This is a genomic window from Nodosilinea sp. AN01ver1, from assembly GCF_050565655.1.
Lineage (GTDB): Bacteria > Cyanobacteriota > Cyanobacteriia > Phormidesmidales > Phormidesmidaceae > Nodosilinea.
The window spans coordinates 24,959-43,624 of the sequence record NZ_JBNXVS010000029.1; the positions used below are offsets into that span (position 1 = coordinate 24,959).

Sequence of the window (18,666 nt, forward strand, 5' to 3'; positions counted from 1 at the left end):
GGAGTTAGCCTGTGGAGGATCTCGCAAGGCGAATTAGCAGCCTTTCCCCAGAGAAACGGCTGCTGTTAGAGCTACAGCTGCAGCGTAAACGAGGGCTACCAGAACCCATTGCCATCGTGGGTATGGCCTGTCGGCTACCGGCGGCTCCCAATCTACAGGCCTACTGGCGGCTGTTGAGTGAAGGGCAAGACGCCATTCGCGAGGTGCCCGCCGATCGCTGGAACGTTGAGGCCTTTTACGATGCCGACCCCCAGGCCGTGGGCAAGACCTACTGTCGCTGGGGCGGGTTTCTCGACGGGGTTGATCAGTTCGACCCGGCGCTGTTTGGCATTGCCCCCCGCGAGGCTCCCTACATCGATCCGCAGCAGCGGCTGTTTTTAGAAAGCGTCTGGGAGGCCCTGGAGGATGCGGGCATCGTGCCCCACACTCTGGGAGGGCAGCCGGTGGGCGTGTTTGCCGCCGCCTCGACTCTCGACTACGGCCAAATGCTGCTGCAGGGGCCTGAGGTGGTGGGGACCTATACCGCCACGGGGCTGGCCTCGACTATGGTGGCCAATCGGGTCTCCTATTTGCTCAATTTGCAGGGGCCGAGCCTGACCGTCGATACGGCCTGCTCGTCGTCGCTGGTGGCGGTGCACCTGGCCTGCCAGAGCCTGTGGACTGGGGAGAGCAGTCTGGCCCTGGCCGGGGGCGTCAACCTGATGCTGACCCCCACCATCACCGTCGGGTTCAGCAAACTGACCGCCCTTTCCCCCGACGGGCGGTGCAAAGCCTTTGATGCCGCCGCCAACGGCTTTGTGCGCTCTGAGGGAGTGGGGACGGTAGTGCTCAAACGCCTGGGTCAAGCTCTGGCCGACGGCGATCGCATCTATGCCCTGATTCGGGGCAGCGCCACCAACCAGGATGGCCGCACCAACGGGCTGACGGCCCCCAACCCCGCTGCCCAGGAGGCGGTGGTCAAAGCGGCCTACGAGCGCGCGGGCATTCCCCTGCAGCAGGTTGACTACATTGAGGCCCACGGCACCGGCACCCTGCTGGGCGACCCGATCGAGGCCAAGGCCCTGGGAAATGTGTTCAGTCCCTGCCGCAGCCTGGAGCAGCCGATCCGGATGGGGTCGGTGAAGAGCAACATTGGCCACACCGAAGCGGCGGCGGGCATTGCCAGCTTGATCAAGGTGGCCCTGTGTCTGCGGCACCGTACCCTGGTGCCCAGCCTGCATTTCCACACCCCCAACCCCTACATTCCCTTTGACCAGATTCCTCTGCGGGTGCAGCAGCAGTGCGAGCCCTGGGCCGAGGCCGAGAATATGGCGATCGCCGGGGTGAGTTCCTTTGGCTTTGGCGGCACCAACGCCCACGTCGCCCTACAGGCTGCCCCCATTTTTACCACGGCCCCAGCCCTGGAGCGGCCGCTGCACCTGTTTTGCCTGTCGGCGCGATCGCAGTCGGCCCTGGCCGCCTACGCCCAGACCATGGCCACGGCCCTGAGCCAGATGCCCCAGGCCAACCTGGGCGACATTTGCCACACCGCCAACGCTGGTCGCACCGCCTTTGAGCACCGCCTGGCCCTCCTCGCCCCAGACCTCCCTACCCTGGTCACCGCGCTTCAGCAGTACGCTCCCCCGCGATCTGCCCCCGACTATGCTCCGCCCCCCGGCGTCGTCTTTCTCTTCACCGGGCAAGGCTCTCAATACGTTGGCATGGGTCGGCAGCTCTACGACACCCAGCCCGTGTTCAGAGCCGCGATCGATCGCTGCAACGAGCTGCTGCAACCCTACCTGGACCGGTCCTTACAGAGTCTTTTGTTTGGGGAAGACGGGGATGGGCTAGATTCACCCGCCGCCCCTCTGCATCAAACCGGCTACACCCAACCCGCTCTGTTCGCCCTGGAATATGCCCTGGCCCAGCTGTGGATGGCCTGGGGCATTCGCCCGGCGGCGGTGATGGGGCACAGCGTGGGCGAATACGTAGCCGCCTGCGTGGCCGGGGTGTTGAGTCTGGAAGACGGCCTGCGGCTGATGGCCCTGCGAGGGCGGCTGATGCAGACCCTGCCCGCCAACGGCAGCATGGTGGCGGTGTTTGCCGATGCCGATACTGTGGCGGCGGCACTGCCCAGTACCGTCTCTCTGGCCACCCTGAATGGGCCAGATAACACCGTTATCGCTGGCCCTCAAACCGACCTGGAGGCCGTAATCGACGACCTGCACAGCCAGGGCATTCGCACCAAGCCGCTCCAGGTGTCCCACGCCTTTCACTCGGCGTTAATGGATCCTATTCTCAATGTGTTTGAGCAAAGCGCCCAGGGCATCAACTTCCACGCCCCGACGCTGCCCCTGGTGTCTAACCTGACCGGCGAGTTTGTCGGCCCCGATCTGCCTATGGATGCTCGCTACTGGCGACGTCACGCCCGTCAGCCGGTGCGGTTTGCCGAGGCGATCGCCACCCTGCAGGCAGCGGGCCACACCCTGTTTCTAGAGGTTGGCCCCCATCCGGTGCTCAGCGCTATGGGCAAGCGCTGCGTGGCCCAAAACTCCCACACCTGGCTGCCCTCCCTGCGCCGGGGCCAGTCAGACTGGCACACCCTGCTCACCAGCCTGGGCCATCTCTACCAGCAGGGACTTACTATCGACTGGGCCAGTTTCGATCGCCCCTACCAGCGCCAGTGGCTGAGCTTGCCCACCTATCCCTTCCAGCGACAGCGCTACTGGATTGACCTGGCGCTGCCCCAGCACAGCGCAGCGCCAATCAGCGCAGCGTCAGCAATCGATGACGCACCAGAGTCTGTCCCCAGTGCCGCCTATGGCATTGGCTGGCAGCCCCAGGCGATCGCCCCGGCTGCCCCCGCTGCGGGCGAACGATGGCTGATCTGGGGAGCCAGCGATGCCCTCTGGAACGGCCTGAGCCAGACCCTGCGAAAGCAGAAAATTGAGGCCATTCGGGTGGCGGCGGGCGATCGCTTTCAGGCGCTTCAGCCCAACCACTACCAGGTATCGCTAGCCGACGATCGTCCCTTCGCGGCGCTGATGGCGGCTTTCGACGCTCAGCCGTCCCACCTGCTCGTGCTGGCTCCCGAGCCTACCGACGGCGAACTAGATACTCTGGCGATCGCCGCACCAGCGCTGCACTGGGTGAAGGAACTGGCCCAGTCCTCTGGCCCTAACCCGCCCAAACTCTGGCTAGTGACGACAGGAGCGCAGGCGGTGGATGCCGCCGATGCCGTCGTCGCCCCGCAGCAGGCCGTGCTGTGGGGCCTGGGTCGCACCCTGCGCCTGGAGCATCCCGAATCTTGGGGCGGTTTGATCGATTTGCCCGCAGCGGCGGATGCGTCAGCAGCGGATCCCTGGTTAGATACCCTGATTGCCCAGATCACGAATTCTCAGGGTGAAGATGAGATCGCCCTGCGCCAGGAGCAGGCCTGGGTACCCCGGCTTCAGGCGCTGAATTGTGCCGCTACGGCGCAGGCTGAAACCCAGGCCATTCAGGCTGAGGCCACCTATTTAATCACCGGGGGCACAGGCGCTCTGGGCCAGCAGCTGGCGGGCTGGATGGTGGAGCAGGGGGCTCGTCACCTGGTGCTAACGGGTCGTCGGGGCAGCAGCCCCGAGCTGGAGAAAACCCTGGAGCCGCTGCGTCAGGCCGGAGCCACGGTGTGGGTGGAGGCGGTGGATGGGCGCGATCGCGCCGCCCTGGCTACCCTGCTCAACCGCATGCAGCAGCAGTTGCCCCCGCTGCGCGGGGTGTTCCACGCGGCAGGCGTTTTGGCCGATGGTTTTGTGGCCAATCAATCGATCGAGCAGTTTCAGCAGGTGATGCCCGCCAAGCTGCAGGGGGCCTGGCACCTGCACCAGCTCACCCAGACCCTCGATTTAGACTGGTTTGTGCTGTTTTCGTCAATTACATCGGTGCTGGGTTCCCCTGGCCAGGGCAACTACGGGGCGGCCAACGCGGGCCTGGATGCCCTGGCCCAGTATCGCCGCCAGCAGGGGCTACCGGCGCTGAGCATCAACTGGGGCCCCTGGCAGGGAGCCGGTATGGCCGCCCACCAAAGCGCAACGGCTCTGGCCCAGCGGGGTATGCCGCCCCTGACGGCAGCTGAGGGGTGGCAGTGGCTGGGGCGACTGCTGACCACAGAGACTCCGGCCACGGTGGCGATCGCCCGCCTAGACTGGCCTCGCCTGCTCCGCTACCTGCCCATCGATCGCCCGCCAGCGATCGTCTCGGCGTTTGTTAACGAGGAAAAAGCGGTGTCGGCCCCGCCGCGCCAGGCAGTTGACCCTGCTGGCAAGCAGGCCGAGGGTCAGCAGGCGATCGCGCCCAGCCTGGAGCAGATTTTGGCTCAGTCCGAGGCTGAGCGAATCGCTACCGTCGCCGCCTATTTGCAAACCCAGGTAGCCACGGTGATGGGGCTATCGGAGGCCGTCCCCGTCGATGCGCCCCTGATGGAGTTGGGTATCGACTCGCTGATGACCATGGAACTGCTGACCCTGTGCAAGCAGGATCTGGATCTGGTGCTCTACCCCCGCGAGGTGCTGGCCCATCCCACGGTGGCGGCACTGGCGGCCTACATCGCTCGGGAACTGGTGCGGGTGCATCGACCCATCAGCGATCGGCAGGACGAAGGTTTAGCCGCAGCAGAGTCATCAGCAGAGGCAGACACAGACCTGCCCAAGAGCCCCTGGCAGGCTCCGGCCCCGCTGGAGCCACTGCCCGCCCGCCGCAACCCACCCATGGTCTTTTTGCTGTCGGCTCCCCGGTCGGGGTCTACCCTGCTGCGGGTAATGCTGGCGGGCCATCCCAGCCTGTTTTGCCCTCCGGAACTCCACCTGCTGCCTTTTAACACGTTGGAGGCCCAGGCGGCGGCTCTCGGCTACAGCTACCTGCAGGAGGGTCTGCAGCGGGCGGTGATGGAGCTTCTACAGGTGAATGCCGACCAGGCCGCTGCCCTGCTGAGCGAATGGCGGCAGCACCAAACCACAGTGCCAGCGGTGTACGACAAACTCCAGCAAATGGCCGCAGGGCGACTGTTGGTCGACAAATCACCCACCTACAGCCTCAGCCTGGAGACGCTGGAGCGGGCCGAACAGATATTTGAGGGAGCCAAATACATCCACCTGGTGCGCCATCCCTACGCCGTGATCGAGTCTTTTGTGCACAACCGCATGTACAAAATCTTTGATTTGGAGCCCGATCATCCCTATCGGCTGGCGGAACAGGTGTGGCAGGCCTGTAACCAAAACATTCGCACCTTTGCTAGTTCCCTGGATGCCGATCGCCACTACACCCTGCGCTATGAAGATCTGGTGGTCGATCCAGAACCAGCTATGCGCAACCTGTGCACCTTTCTGGAGCTGCCCTTTGACCCGGCGGTGCTGACCCCCTACGAGGGGCGGCGCATGACGGACGGAGTCAGCGCTCAGTCTATGGCCGTGGATGACCCCAATTTTCGTCAGCGCAGCCGCATTGAGGCTCACCTGGCCAAGATTTGGCAGGGCATTCAGCTGCCCCATCGGCTGAACTCCACCAGCCAGGCCCTGGCGGCTCAGTTTGACTATCCCCTACCTCAAGAACAGACGTTGACCCCGGCCCCCTCTGCGACCGTGCGGGCCGAGGCAGTTCCCCTGTCCACCAGCTATGTGCCGCTGGGAGCCATGCGAGAAGAAAAAATCTGGCTGCGGGAGCAACCGTACACCCTGTGCCACTGGGGTCCGGAGGATGGACCCAGGGTGCTCTGTCTCCACGGCATTTTAGAGCACGGGGCCGCCTGGGATGGGGTAGCGACGGCCCTGGCCGACCAGGGCTATCACATCATCGCCCCCGACCTGCGGGGACACGGCCGCTCGGCCCATGCCGGTGCCGGTAGCGGCTATCAACTGCTCGATTTTCTGGGCGACCTCGACGGCCTGACCGCAACATTGGGTTCTCAACCCGTTGTGCTGGTGGGGCATTCAATGGGGGCGGTGCTGGGGGCAGTGTTGACCAGTCTGCGGCCTGAGCGGGTGCAGCGCCTGGTGCTGGTAGAGCCGGTGGTACCCGCCCCTAGCCCCTCCCTCGAACCTGCCACCCAGCTGGTGGCCCATCTCGATGCCCTGGCCCATTCTCCCCAGCCGACCGTGATGGCGTCGGTGGCGGCCGCAACTGCGCGCTTGCTGGCCCTCAAGCCCTACCTGAGCCAGTCTGTGGCCGAGGCGATGGCCCAGCGCCTGACCCAGGCGGTAGCAGGGGGAGTGATCTGGCGCAGCGACCCGCGCTTGCAGAGCCGCACAACCCTGAGCCTCAGCGGTGGTCTGCTCGATCGCCAGGGCTACGGCCAAATTTTGCGGGGCATTCAGCGGCCCACTACGGTAATATTCGGCCAGAGCAGTCAGTTCAATCGGCCCGAAGATCTGGCCTTTCTGCAAGAGCATTTGCCCCAGGCCAGCCAGGTATCCCTGGCTGGAGGCCATGACTTACCCCTGGAAACCCCTGGGGGGTTAGCCCGTGTTATCCACTCCGCCATTGCCCCCGAGGGTCAGGCGTCGATTCCCCTATCGGAGCACCATCCATGACCCTCACTCGCCCGCTGGCCGTACTGTGGGAAATTCCGCTGGGGCTGCTGTCCTACGGCTTTTCGCGGGGGGTAAAAGCTACCCTGACCCTGATCAGCCGCTACTACAATCCCACCGACACCAAGGTTGAGGCCGACTGGCAAATCGTGTCGGCAGACTTTCTAAAGTCACCCCTCAAGCTGCTGTGGACCATGAGTCGGGCGCGGTGGAACCTGCACGCGCTGATTGCGATCGCAGGCCCCTTCACGGTGCAGTCCACCATTACGCTGGACGTGCGATCGCTCTGGCAGTCGGCCCCCACCTGGACGGCGGTGGTCTACACCCTCAAGGGCTACAAAACGCTGACCAGCATCAGCTCGCTCACGGTGTCCCCCGATCAGGATACCGCCACCATTACCCTGCCTCCAGGGCGCTACCTGGTGGGGCTGCGCCACTATGACTGGCGCGACCCGGTGCAGCTGCCCGCCATTCTCGTAGACGGCACCCCCGCCCTGGCCGCAGAGTCGCGATCGGCACCGCCCGACTTCAACCAGTTCTATCGCGGGCTGGCGGCCCGCCGGGGCCTGCTGTTCAGCGCGCTAAATTTCTATGTCTACCCGCTGCTGCGCTGGATGCAGTGGCTACCCCGCTCCTTTGTAAAACCCACTTTTTTGCCGGTCCCCAACCCCGAAACCCACTTTTTCTACGGGGCCCTGGATCGCGGCGAACAGCTCACCATCGACCTGCCTGCCAACCTGCTAGATACCCACCGCCTCTACTTCAGCCTCTACAGCCGCGACTGTTTTCCCTACGACTGGTACCCCATCACCCAAGACCATCACACCACCGCCCCAATGACCGAGCAGGGCGTCTACATTCTGCGGGTCCATCCCAAGACGCCAGAGATGCTGGGCACGGCAGCCCCGTTAGTCAAGTTTCTGCGCTCTAGGCCTTAGCCCAAACGATGGCCTCCTCTGAGCCAAACTCCTGGGTCCGCTGCTCTACCCCATCTGGTCGGACTCCGTCAGCATGAGCTGGTGACGGCTCGCCTGGCTGGTGAGACACCGATGGGGGTCAAACCGCTCTCGCCAAGCACGGCAGGCCGGAGCCGTAATTTCATCTAACCATGAACCATTTATCGTAAGTGGGCGTATATAGGTTATTGGCCTGCACCAGCGTTGCGGGTGTAAGGCCTCCTGTCATCTAGAGTCGCTATGTTTGGCCTAATTGGACACCTGACCAGTCTTGAGCACGCCCAGCTCGTGGCCCGAGAGCTGGGCTACCCCCAGTACGCTACCCAAGGTCTAGACTTTTGGTGCAGCGCTCCGCCCCAGATATTTGCCCCGATCAAGGTCACCAGCGCCACTGGCCAGCAGATCGAGGGGTGCTACATCGAGTCGTGTTTTTTGCCCGAAATGCTAGCGGTCAGGCGAATCAAAACGGCCACCCGCAAAATCATCAATGCCATGGCCCATGCCCAAAAGCACGGTCTTGACATCACGGCTTTAGGCGGGTTTTCATCGATTGTTTTTGAGAACTTTAACCTCAGCCAGATTCAGCGGGTGCGCAATGTCGCCCTTGAGTTTGAGCGCTTTACCACCGGCAATACCCACACGGCATACGTTATTTGTCAGCAGGTGGTTGCGGCTTCGGCGGCGTTAGGGCTCAATTTATCGGATGCTACGGTGGCGGTGTGTGGCGCTACCGGCGACATTGGCAGTGCCGTATGCCGCTGGTTAATGGCCCGTGCAGACATCAAAGACCTACTGCTGATTGCCCGCAACCAGGAGCGTTTGCAGCAGCTTCAGGCCGAGCTGGGCTGTGGCACACCGATGGATTTATCAACCGCTTTACCCCAGGCTGATATTGTCGTGTGGGTGGCTAGCATGGCCAAGGGCGTTGAGGTCAACCCCAGCACTCTCAAACGCCCCTGCCTGATGATCGATGGCGGCTATCCCAAAAATTTGCACCAGCAGATTAACGATGAGGGGGTTTATGTGCTTAAGGGCGGCATTGTAGAGCATGCGCTGGATATCGACTGGCGCATGATGAGCATTGTGAATATGGATGTGCCGGCCCGTCAGCTATTCGCCTGCTTTGCTGAGTCGATGCTGCTGGAGTTTGAGCAGTGGCACACCAACTTTTCGTGGGGTCGCAACCAGATTACGCTCGAAAAAATGGACCTGATTGGTCAGTCGTCGCGGCGGCACGGGTTTCGCCCGCTGCTTGACCTCAGCCTGTCTCCCCTGGTGGCCTGAGGTCTATCCCTGAGATCGATCAGGAGGATTTCCGCCAGCCTGAGTAGGGTTAACCTTAGGCGATCGCGACACCAGCTTGGTATCCTAGGATGCGAATGGATCGGGATTTTTGGCCCCACGGCTGGAAGATCTCCCTTTAACGCTGGCTGGTTATCTGTTTTTGTATCCCCTGGCTATGGCCCCACCTGAGCGCAAGTCGATTTTGCTGTCGTTTGAAAAGCCCCTGGTTGAACTAGAGGCCCGCATTGATCAAATTCGCGATCTGGCTGAGGAAAATGATGTCGATGTCTCGGCGCAGCTGCGCCAGCTAGAGGCCCGTGCCACCCACCTGCGCCAGGAAATTTTCTCTAACCTGACGCCAGCGCAGCGCCTGCAGGTGGCGCGCCACCCTCGCCGCCCCAGCACCCTCGACTACATTCAGGCCATTACCGACGAGTGGATTGAGCTGCACGGCGATCGCGGTTCCGGCAAAGACGACCCGGCTTTGGTAGGAGGCGTGGCCCGGCTCGACGGTCGCCCCGTGGTGATTTTGGGCCATCAAAAGGGACGCGACACCAAAGACAACGTGGCCCGCAACTTTGGCATGGCCTCGCCGGGGGGCTACCGCAAAGCGATGCGGCTGATGCGCCACGCCGATCGCTTTTCAATGCCCATCATTACCTTTATCGATACTCCAGGGGCCTACCCCGGCTACGAGGCCGAAGAAATGGGCCAGGGCGAGGCGATCGCCTACAACCTGCGCGAAATGTTTGGCCTTTCAGTACCGATCGTTTGCACCATCATCGGTGAGGGGGGCTCCGGCGGGGCGCTGGGCATTGGCGTGGGCGATCGCCTGATGATGTTTGAGCACTCGGTGTACACCGTCGCCAGCCCCGAAGCCTGCGCCGCCATTTTGTGGAAAGACGCCGCCCGTTCTGGGGAAGCCGCCGAAGCCCTCAAGATTACCTCCTGGGATCTAAAGCAGCTGGGCCTTTTAGATGTGCTGCTGAACGAACCCGTGGGCGGAGCCCATGCCCACCCGATTGAGGCGGCAGATAGCCTCAAGCAGGCGCTGATCGAGCAGCTCACCGAGCTATCTCAGCTGACTCCAGCCGCCCGGCAGCAGCTGCGCTACCAAAAATACCGTCAGATTGGCGTCTTTGCTGAAGCCGCTTAGGGGCATGCTAGGGGCAATCTATCCGCTGCGCTGTGGCCACTATTCCTGTTACCCCCCCAAAAGCAAGGCGAGAGCAAGGAGTTAATCATCCATTCATGTATCGGGCTGAGGCTAGCGCTAGGGTTAGAACATCCCCTCGGGCTAGCCAGCGACAATATCGTTAATAAACTGTTCACATTTGTTAACATAGTTGGTGGGGTCAGATGCGACCCTGAGCTGGAGCGGCTTGTTTCAGCCCTGTAACTTTGGGTGCTAAGGCCCCACGTTCTTTGTTGATGGTACTTTCTATTGCAGTCTTCTACGTTTCCTGACCTGCCGCGTCGCGCCCTGGTAACCGGGGCCAGCCGTGGTATTGGTCGTGCGATCGCCCACGCCCTGGCCCAGTCGGGCTACGACGTGGCCTTAATTAGCCGCTCCCTAGACTCACTCCAGCCCGTGCAGGAGGAATTGGCCACCTACGGAGTCGTGGTTAAGGCCTACGCCGTCGACCTGGCTCAACTGGAGGGCTTGCAGGACCGCATGGCAGAGGTGCTGGCCGACTTTGGCCCCCTCAGCGTAGTAGTCAACAATGCCGGCATGGGCTACACCGGAGCGATCGCCACCACACCCCTAGCCGACTGGCAGCGGGTGATGGACCTCAACCTAACCAGCGTGTTCCAGTGCATTCAGTCTGTGTTGCCCGGGCTGCGGGCGGCGGGCGGCGGCACCATCGTCAACATTTCCTCCGTTGCTGCTACGTCTGCCTTCCCAGACTGGGGGGCTTACAGCGTGAGCAAAGCCGCTCTGGTAGCGCTGTCGCGAGTGCTGGCGGTCGAAGAACGGAGCCACGGTATTCGCGTGGTTACGGTCTCTCCAGGCGGTGTCAATACGCCCATTTGGGATACCGACACGGTGCAAGCCAACTTCGATCGGTCCTCTATGCTGTCCCCAGAGGTGGTGGCGCAAACCGTTCTGCACACCATTCTCCTGCCTGCCCAGGCGGTGATTGAAGACCTCACCCTGATGCCCGCTGGCGGAGCCCTGTAGCAAGTTTTTACCCTGTAGCGCCCTGGCCAACTCAGCGAGTGGCCTCTATTTTGTTGAACCTCTAGAGTGTTTAGAACCCCTATGACTATCGCATCCTCAAACAGCCTTAACGACAAAGTTGCCGGCAATGGTGTGCCCAAAATCGTCCAGCCTGAAGTTCGCCCCGATCGCACCAGCAGCTACCGCGACGATGCCGATCAGTATCCCATTCCCGACACCAGCCACGAAGACATGGCCGATGCTGTGCGCACCATGCTGCTGTCGGTGGGCGAAGACCCCGAGCGCGAGGGTCTGCTCAAAACGCCGAAGCGGGTCGCCGAAGCCATGCGGTTTCTTACCAGCGGTTACCAACAGTCGCTAGAAGAGTTGGTCAACGGGGCCATCTTTGACGAGGGCCACAACGAGATGGTGCTGGTGCGCGACATCAACCTGTTTAGCCTCTGTGAGCACCACATGCTGCCCTTCATGGGACGCGCCCATGTCGCCTACATTCCCAATCAGCGGGTGGTGGGGCTGAGCAAGCTGGCCCGCATTGTAGAAATGTACTCCCGTCGTCTACAGGTGCAGGAACGCCTCAACCGTCAGATTGCTGAGGCGGTGCAGGAAATTCTAGATCCTAAAGGTGTAGCCGTGGTGGTGGAAGCCAGCCACATGTGTATGGTCATGCGCGGGGTGCAAAAGCCCGGCTCCTGGACCGTGACCAGCGCCATGCTGGGGGTATTTCAGGAAGACTCGAAGACGCGGGAAGAGTTTCTCAGCCTGATTCGCCACCAGCCGTCGTTCTTCTAGGGACTGTCATCAATTAGCTGCTAAACGTTCAAAAATCAAGGATTATAGCCCCTAGCTTGTCTTTTGGGTCGGGCGTGGCAAGGCTTGATATGCCGAGCTTTTGGCCACAATGGATGACACGCCCTAGGGGCTTATTAAACCAGCATCCGGTTTGGAGAAACCCGCTTCAAACCATGAGATCTGTAGGGGCAAACGGTTGTTTGCCCCTTTTATTGTGCTCTGAGAGTTATGGCCAGAGTCTGCTTGGATTAGGCATCCAGAAAAGCTTGAAACCGTTCCAACGTTTGAACTTGTTATTACCCTCGTCCGGTCAAATAGCCCCAGGCGTAGGCGGCATCGGCCATGCTTTGCATAACGGTGAACTCATTAATGTTGGGCACAAAATAGACATCGAAATAGGTTTCGATGGAGGGCCACTCGCGGGCCGGCGGGACCGCCACCGACGCCATCACGTCAAAGAACCACTCGTCGCCATACATACCTGTGTCGATGGGGCCGTACAGCGTAATGCCCGGCAGCAGGTCGCCGGTAATACGCTGGTCGATGATCAGCGGGTTCTGGGGCGATTTGGGGCCAAGGCCAGTGGTATAGGTCATGTTGTCGGGGTTAGCCCCAGCGGAGAACTGGCAGGCCAGCAGGGCCGCTTTTAGGTAGCGATCGCGGCCGGTCAGAGCATGGGCCCGCAGCAGGGTACGGGCCTTGGGTGCGCCCAGCCCATCGCCCCAGCCCACCGGGGTTGAAGGAATCAGCTTCGTCCAGCCAAAGGCCGTAGTTCGGCCAGTGCCTACGGCGGCATCGGCTTCAGCCATTAGCGTCGCTCGCAGCTCGGCCTGCCGGTCGGCATCGACCTGGTCGGCGGGCATGCGGCTGTAGAGAAAGGCAATTTCGCGCTGGGGGTTGGCAACGCGGTAGTCCTCGCGGGCCTCGGCGGGAAGGGCCGACTGCGCCGCGACAAAGCGATCGTGCCAGGCGCGATCGCCCGTCAGCTGGTAAATCTCCAGGGCTGCCAGGGCGCGATCGGCCTCAATTCTGTGCTGAGCCCAGTCCAGCGCCTCAATGCCCTCGCGGTGGCGAGCCTCGGCCCAGTCCATTGCCGCCAGGGCGCTGTCGCGGTAGCCCTGCACCTGGTTGGGGGCGTAGGTGCTCATCAAGCGGGCGGTGCGGGCAGCGACCCCAGCGTAAACGTAGCTGCTCCAGGGGTCGGGGGCATAGGCCATAATTGGCAGCGTTTCCTGCCAGCTGGTTTCGCCCCGACGGGGATGCTCTGCCGACTCAATACCGCCGCGAACACCGCCTTCAGGCGTTTGCAGGCGACGGAAGAAATCCACTCCCCACAGCGCTTCATCCAGCAGATCGGGCAAATCGTTGTCGGATTCTGGAATGTTGAGGGCCAGTTCCATCGGCTGAGGGAACAGCTCCAGCAGCTCTAGCAGCCAGCGAGCGACATCGAGGTGCTGCACCCGGCGGTCCCAGTCGCCCGCGTCGAAGTAGCCGCCCCAGGCATTGGCCACGGTCGTATTCGTTTTGCCCTGCACCAGGTTGGCAAAGTTGCCTTCGTCCGTACCCTGGGCATTGAGGCCGTTGCCGGTGTCCATCAGCCCCGTTTTCGACTGGTACACGATCACTCCATCGTCGGGATGAAAGGGACGGGGACGCACCACATCGGTGTAGGGAGGCCCCAGCTCAATGCCGCTGCGCTGGTGGTAAAACCCGCGTGCGGCCAGGTAAAAGGCCTGCTGCCAGGCATCGTCTGCGATCGCAAAGGGGTTAGAGCAGCCGACGGTATCGACGCAGAGCCGGTAGCGACCGGGCCGCTTGAGGTCGCTGAAGTCGAGCTGGTCCACATCAGCCAGGGTGTAGGTGCGATCGCGGGCGTCCTCACTATCGCCGTTGCGGTAGCGGCGACGCGCCTTCCCAGTCAATACGGTCTGCTGGCTGGCTGCATCAATGACCTGGAACGACAGCCCCTCCGGGTAGCTAAGCCCACCTCCCGTCCCCATCCAGGTCGATAAAAAGCCCGTTTTTAAGGGGTCGTCGGGGCGAAACCCGATTGCAGAAATGTGCACTGCCTCGCTGAACTGGCGATCGGGCTGGTAGGTCAGGGTCAGCGGTGGCTGCGCTTGACCCGCCAGCTCAATCTTGTAGGTTTTTCCTGGCGTTAGGGCCGTGGGCAACCGCAGGTAAAAGCGATGCTCCATAGCCCAGCGCAGATCGCCGTCCCGCCCTGTGCGAGCAAGATCCACAGGCTTGCTTTTGCGATAGACCTCGGCAGGGGTAGCGGGCTGTCGGTAGCTGGAGTCGCCCTGGGACTGAATGCGATAGCTGCCGGGCTGACTGGCGCGCTCGGCATTAAACGGTTTTTCGGTGTAGCGATCGAACCCGTAGAGAATGTCTTGGTTGGGGCCAACCAGCGTACCCAGGACCTGCCCTCGTCGAATCACCCAGGTATCATTGCCTGAAGTTTCTAGGCGGTCCTGGGGTTCAGCTTGATAAGCCACTTGCCGCGCGTGGATAACATCGCCCTGGCGCACCGAAACCACCACGATTTCAGGGCTAATAACGCCCACACTCACATCGGGCTGCTCGGATTGGGCCTGGGGCAGTTGCCCCAACGTGCCTGCGGTACAAGCCATTGCAAAAGCCAGGATGCCAAACCAGAGTGCGGTTCTGCGAGGCCAGCGGTAGAGCTTCGGCAACATTTCAGACCCCCTTTAAGCCATTTCTCTGGCGCTGCTTGCTGGTTACAGCCAATACCTGCCCTCAAAGCATTCGAGCAACACCCTCGAGCCATAGTAGCGGCTCTAGCGGCGGGTATGGGATGGTTTCGTTGAGGGCCATCAAAGTTTTACCGCAGCTAAACAATTGAGGTTTTACTTCATTAAAAGTGAGCTAATATCGAGCCAATTCAGCCCATCAGAAACGGCTTAAAAGGCCATTTTTGCGCTTGAGAGCTAGATTTTAACGCTCAAATAGTCGGTTATAGGGAGCTGGATCTGGCGTAGTTGACGACCTGCGATCGCGGTAAGGGTCGGGCAAAATTCTGTGGCGTGTGGGGAGATCGGCCCAATTGCGGCTAAGGCAGTTGTTTTCTGGAATGGTTGGTGTAGCTGGGGTGTGCCTGTTGGGCAGCCTCCCGGCCAGGGCCAGCGCGCGGTTGCAGGCCTGGCAGTTTGACACTGGCCAAAATCGCCTCATCTTTACCACCGAGAGCGGGGTTCAACCCCAGGTGAGCCTGCTGACCAACCCCCATCAGCTGGTGATTGACCTGCCAGGCATTGTGTCTAGCGATGCGCTGGGCGACCAGGTGATCGGTGGGCCAGTGCAAGCGGTGCGGGTGACCCAAGCCAACGCCCGTACTACCCGGATGGTGCTAGATCTCAGCCCCGACTACAACCTCGACCCCAAACAGGTAAAAGTGTGGGGCATGACTAACCAACAGTGGGTCGTGCAGCTGCCCAGCGCCACTGAGAGCGTCACTGGCGCTGACGACCCTAGCAGCGCGTTTCCCAACAGCACCTTAACCATTCCTGACCTCTCCAAGGCGATCGCCTCGCGGTCTCTGACGGCGGTGGGCACCGAGCCGCTGCCGCCGCTGATTAGCCGCAACCAGGTAACTACGGCGGCAGTTCGAGCTACGGCTACGGTACTGCGCGGCGTTCAAACTGCCGCCGAAGGGTTCTTTATCCCCACCGCAGGGGCTGCCCCCCAGGTGCATGTGTACCGCACCCGCGATGCCAACCAGGCGCGGCAGATTGTCATTGACCTGCTGGATGCGGCCATTGCCCCAGGGCTAGTCGCCGAGGCGCTGCCCCAGGGGCGCTACGGCATTTCTCGCTGGAGCCTGACCCAGTTCGCGACCGCTCCGCCCGCCATTCGCGTCACCCTGACCCTAGACGAGCACAGCCCCGACTGGCAGATTACGCCCCTGGCCAGCGGCGGCATTTGGGTCACGCCTATCGGGATGGCCCCCAGCCAGATTGCCGCCCCGCCGACTACGGTGGTGCTGCCGGTTATCAACGCGGTCACCGCGCCGCCGCCGGTCCAGCGCACCGCAGCTCCCCCGGCGGTGGCCACCTCAGTTCCGCAGCCCACGGTTGCCCCTACACAGAACCGTGGCCAGGTGCTGGTCATGCTCGACCCTGGCCACGGCGGGGTTGACCCAGGGGCCGTAGGCATCGGCGGCCTGCAGGAAAAGGGCGTGGTGCTGGCGGTGGCCCAGCACACGGCGGCGGCCCTGCAAGCCCAGGGCATTGCGGTACAGATGACGCGCCAGAGCGACCAAACGGTAGACCTGCAGCCCCGCGCCACCATAGCAGAGACGGCGCGAGCGACGGTGTTTGTCAGTATTCACGCCAACGCAGTCAACATGCAGCGCCCGGAGGTCAACGGCCTGGAAACCTACTACTACTCGGACTCAGGACAGGTGCTAGCGACCGCCCTGCAGCGACAGGTGCTAGGGACGATGGCGATGAACGATCGCGGCGTCCGCCAGGCTCGGTTTTTGGTGCTGCGCCGCACCTCCATGCCCGCAGCCCTGATTGAAATTGGCTTTGTCACCGGCGCGATCGATGCGCCCAAGCTGCGCGACCCACGCTGGCAGGCCCAGATGGGGCAGGCGATCGCCCAGGGCATTGTCAATTACCTCAGTGGTCGGCCCTAGGGCAATATGGCCAATCTAAACCTGACTTGTACGAAATCCGATTCAGTCAACCCGATTCATCATCCAGAACCCCGTAGGGGCGTAGCATGCTACGCCCCTACAAATCAGGGGTATTCCTTCTAGATTTAGTATTAGGCGCGTTTTGTGGGCTTGGCGGGAAAGTGCAGCACCAGAATGTTGGTATCCCAGTTGGCTTTAGTAATAGCCTCGGGCTCTCGACCCAGGGCCGACTGACCCACGATGTGGGTGCTGGCGATCAGAATCAGCAGGGTATTGGGCTGCACCGCCTCTGACACGCGCTTGACGGTGTTGCCCTGCACCGGCTGCACCGCAATGTCCTTCTCCTGTAGCAGGGTGGTGAGCTTGCGATCGCGAACCGAGCCCACGGTCATTTGCACGACCTGGAGCGGGGCCTTCAGCTCTTCGGCCAAACACTGGGTAATGGTTAGGGTCTGCTTAATTTGCCCCAGGTTAGCCTGCCTGCCGGTAATGGCCAGCACCACTTTCTCGGTATTCTCAATCGGCTGGGGAAAGCGGCTGATCAGCACTGGAATAGTCGCCGATCGCACGATGGTGTCGATAACGCTGCCAAAGAAATTTTCTCGATAGGTCGAAAAGCCCTTCCAGCCGCAGATCAGCAGGTCGGCATTGCGCTCTTGAATCGTGCGCAAAATGCCCCAGGCAATGGAGTCATCAATGCGGCCAATGGTTTCAACCGGAATCGTAGCGGCGTGGGCAATGGTTTCGGCGGTGTCGAGCAGGCGGCTTTGGCGGATTTTGTCGGCCTCGGCAATGGGCTGGTTGCGATCGGGCAGCACGTGCAGGGGCAGCAGGGTACCCTCCACCCGCTTGGTCAGAATGATCGCCAGCTGCAGCAGGTTGTCTTCGGTGCTAGGGTTTGCCACCGGAATTAGGACGCGCTTGCCCAGGGCTGGCACCAGCGGTACATTTTGAGCATCCACCGGGGCCGCTTCGGCCTCGGCGGGCTGAGTCTGGAGCTGAGCGCCCCAGCGCGCGACGACCCAGGGCGACAGTACACAGCTGACCAAAATCATCAGAATGATGGCGTTCACCACCACCTCATCCACCAGGCCAATGTCGAAGGCGATGGTGATAGAGGCCAGGGTTGAGGCGGCCTGGGCCATCGATAGGCCAAACATCACCATCGTGCTGGGAAATTTCCACTTAAACCAGCGCACTGCGACCCAGGCGGCCACAAACTTACTGACCAACTCCGCCAGCACAACAATGCTGACCAGCAGCAGCGACTGGGGCTCGCGCACCAAAATCAGCGGGTCAACCAGCATGCCCACCGAAATCAAAAAAATGGGCACAAACAGGGTGTTGCCAATAAACTGCACCCGGTTCATCAGCGGGCTCAGGCGAGGGATAATCTGAGTAATCGCCACCCCGGCCAAAAAGGCCCCCACAATGGGTTCGATCTCAATCAGGCTGGCCAGGTACGAGGCCACAAACAGGGCCGCCAGCACAAACGTAAATTCGGCTCCTTCATCGTGGCCAAATTTCTTAAAAAACCAGCGGCCCAGCTTGGGCACACCCCACAGCACGGCAAAGGTGTAAATTGTCAGGGCCGGAATTAGGAACAACCAAAAGCCGAGGGTGAGGTCGCCCTGGTCGGCCTTGACTACCACAGCCAGCACCAGCAGCGCCAGCACGTTGGTAATCAGCGTGGCTCCCAGGGTGGCGGTAGAGGCCGGATGACGCATAATGCCCAGCTTGTTGAGCACGGGCAGCGCCACCAGGGTGTGGGAGGCAAAACAGGAGGCGACCAGAACCGCCGCCCAAAAACTGTAGCCCAGCGCCACCATCACCCCAGTGCCAATTAGCATGGGCACCACAAATGTAGACAAACCAAAAATGATCGGTTTATCGGCGTTGCGCTTGAGGTCATCAAGACTGGTTTCGAGCCCGCCCAAAAACATCAGAAACAGCAGCCCCACCGTGCCCAACAGCACAATCGTACTGTCGCGCTCCAAAATGCCCAGTCCGTAAGGCCCGACTACGACACCGGCCAAAATCAGGCCGATGATGCCCGGCAGCCGCAGTCGTTCGACCAGCAGCGGGGCGACCAGCATAATGGCCAGAATTGTGAGAAAGATTGCGACCGGGTCGGTGATGGGCTCTTGTAAAAGCTGACCCAGGGGTAAGGGTACTGCCCTAGCTAAAGTCCCTGACGCGGCGATCGCCGCGCTAAATGCTAGCCCAAGGTGAGTCATGGCTTTAGGTAGGGGG

General features: G+C 61.6%; 9 protein-coding genes. 7 read left to right on the top strand and 2 right to left on the bottom strand.

The window, feature by feature from the left end; translation table 11 throughout:
* The first annotated feature begins 11 nt into the window (after positions 1-11).
* From ACQ4N7_RS19805 to folE, 6 genes are all read left to right on the top strand, one after another.
* Entirely contained in the window at positions 12-6,545 is a 6,534-nt protein-coding gene (locus ACQ4N7_RS19805; protein ID WP_430713218.1) for an alpha/beta fold hydrolase, read from the top strand.
* Positions 6,542-7,480, top strand: coding sequence for a DUF6208 family protein (locus ACQ4N7_RS19810; protein WP_430713219.1), 939 nt, complete (start codon positions 6,542-6,544; stop codon positions 7,478-7,480). Before ACQ4N7_RS19805 ends, ACQ4N7_RS19810 begins: the two co-directional genes overlap by 4 nt.
* A gap of 258 nt (positions 7,481-7,738) precedes the next feature.
* On the top strand, positions 7,739-8,782 hold the full coding sequence (locus ACQ4N7_RS19815) for a long-chain acyl-[acyl-carrier-protein] reductase (protein ID WP_430713220.1): 1,044 nt from the start codon (positions 7,739-7,741) through the stop codon (positions 8,780-8,782).
* A gap of 175 nt (positions 8,783-8,957) precedes the next feature.
* A complete protein-coding gene (gene accA, locus ACQ4N7_RS19820; protein WP_430713221.1) occupies positions 8,958-9,938 on the top strand; it encodes an acetyl-CoA carboxylase carboxyl transferase subunit alpha in 981 nt (326 codons plus the stop codon).
* 288 nt (positions 9,939-10,226) lie between these two features.
* Positions 10,227-10,964, top strand: coding sequence for an SDR family oxidoreductase (locus tag ACQ4N7_RS19825; RefSeq protein ID WP_430713222.1), 738 nt, complete (start codon positions 10,227-10,229; stop codon positions 10,962-10,964).
* An 81-nt stretch (positions 10,965-11,045) separates the two neighbouring features.
* Complete coding sequence (folE, locus tag ACQ4N7_RS19830) at positions 11,046-11,753, top strand: GTP cyclohydrolase I FolE (protein WP_430713223.1); 708 nt, start codon at positions 11,046-11,048, stop codon at positions 11,751-11,753.
* A 296-nt stretch (positions 11,754-12,049) separates the two neighbouring features.
* Here the strand turns inward: folE and ACQ4N7_RS19835 are convergent, their stop codons facing one another.
* Positions 12,050-14,386, bottom strand: coding sequence for a glycoside hydrolase family 9 protein (locus ACQ4N7_RS19835; protein WP_430713224.1), 2,337 nt, complete (start codon positions 14,384-14,386; stop codon positions 12,050-12,052).
* A gap of 461 nt (positions 14,387-14,847) precedes the next feature.
* On the opposite strand from ACQ4N7_RS19835, the gene ACQ4N7_RS19840 reads away from it, so the two are divergent.
* Entirely contained in the window at positions 14,848-16,413 is a 1,566-nt protein-coding gene (locus ACQ4N7_RS19840) for an N-acetylmuramoyl-L-alanine amidase (RefSeq protein WP_430713225.1), read from the top strand.
* A 131-nt stretch (positions 16,414-16,544) separates the two neighbouring features.
* Here ACQ4N7_RS19840 and ACQ4N7_RS19845 read toward each other — a convergent pair whose 3' ends face one another.
* On the bottom strand, positions 16,545-18,650 hold the full coding sequence (locus tag ACQ4N7_RS19845) for a cation:proton antiporter (protein ID WP_430713226.1): 2,106 nt from the start codon (positions 18,648-18,650) through the stop codon (positions 16,545-16,547).
* Positions 18,651-18,666: the final 16 nt, after the last annotated feature.

Bases quoted from the DNA above. Each gene is read 5' to 3' on its own strand.
- ACQ4N7_RS19845 (WP_430713226.1), bottom strand. From the start codon at position 18,650: ATGACTCACCTTGGGCTAGCATTTAGCGCGGCGATCGCCGCGTCAGGG.
- ACQ4N7_RS19840 (WP_430713225.1), top strand. From the start codon at position 14,848: ATGGTTGGTGTAGCTGGGGTGTGCCTGTTGGGCAGCCTCCCGGCCAGG.
- folE (WP_430713223.1), top strand. From the start codon at position 11,046: ATGACTATCGCATCCTCAAACAGCCTTAACGACAAAGTTGCCGGCAAT.
- ACQ4N7_RS19835 (WP_430713224.1), bottom strand. From the start codon at position 14,386: ATGGCTTGTACCGCAGGCACGTTGGGGCAACTGCCCCAGGCCCAATCC.
- ACQ4N7_RS19810 (WP_430713219.1), top strand. From the start codon at position 6,542: ATGACCCTCACTCGCCCGCTGGCCGTACTGTGGGAAATTCCGCTGGGG.
- ACQ4N7_RS19815 (WP_430713220.1), top strand. From the start codon at position 7,739: ATGTTTGGCCTAATTGGACACCTGACCAGTCTTGAGCACGCCCAGCTC.
- accA (WP_430713221.1), top strand. From the start codon at position 8,958: ATGGCCCCACCTGAGCGCAAGTCGATTTTGCTGTCGTTTGAAAAGCCC.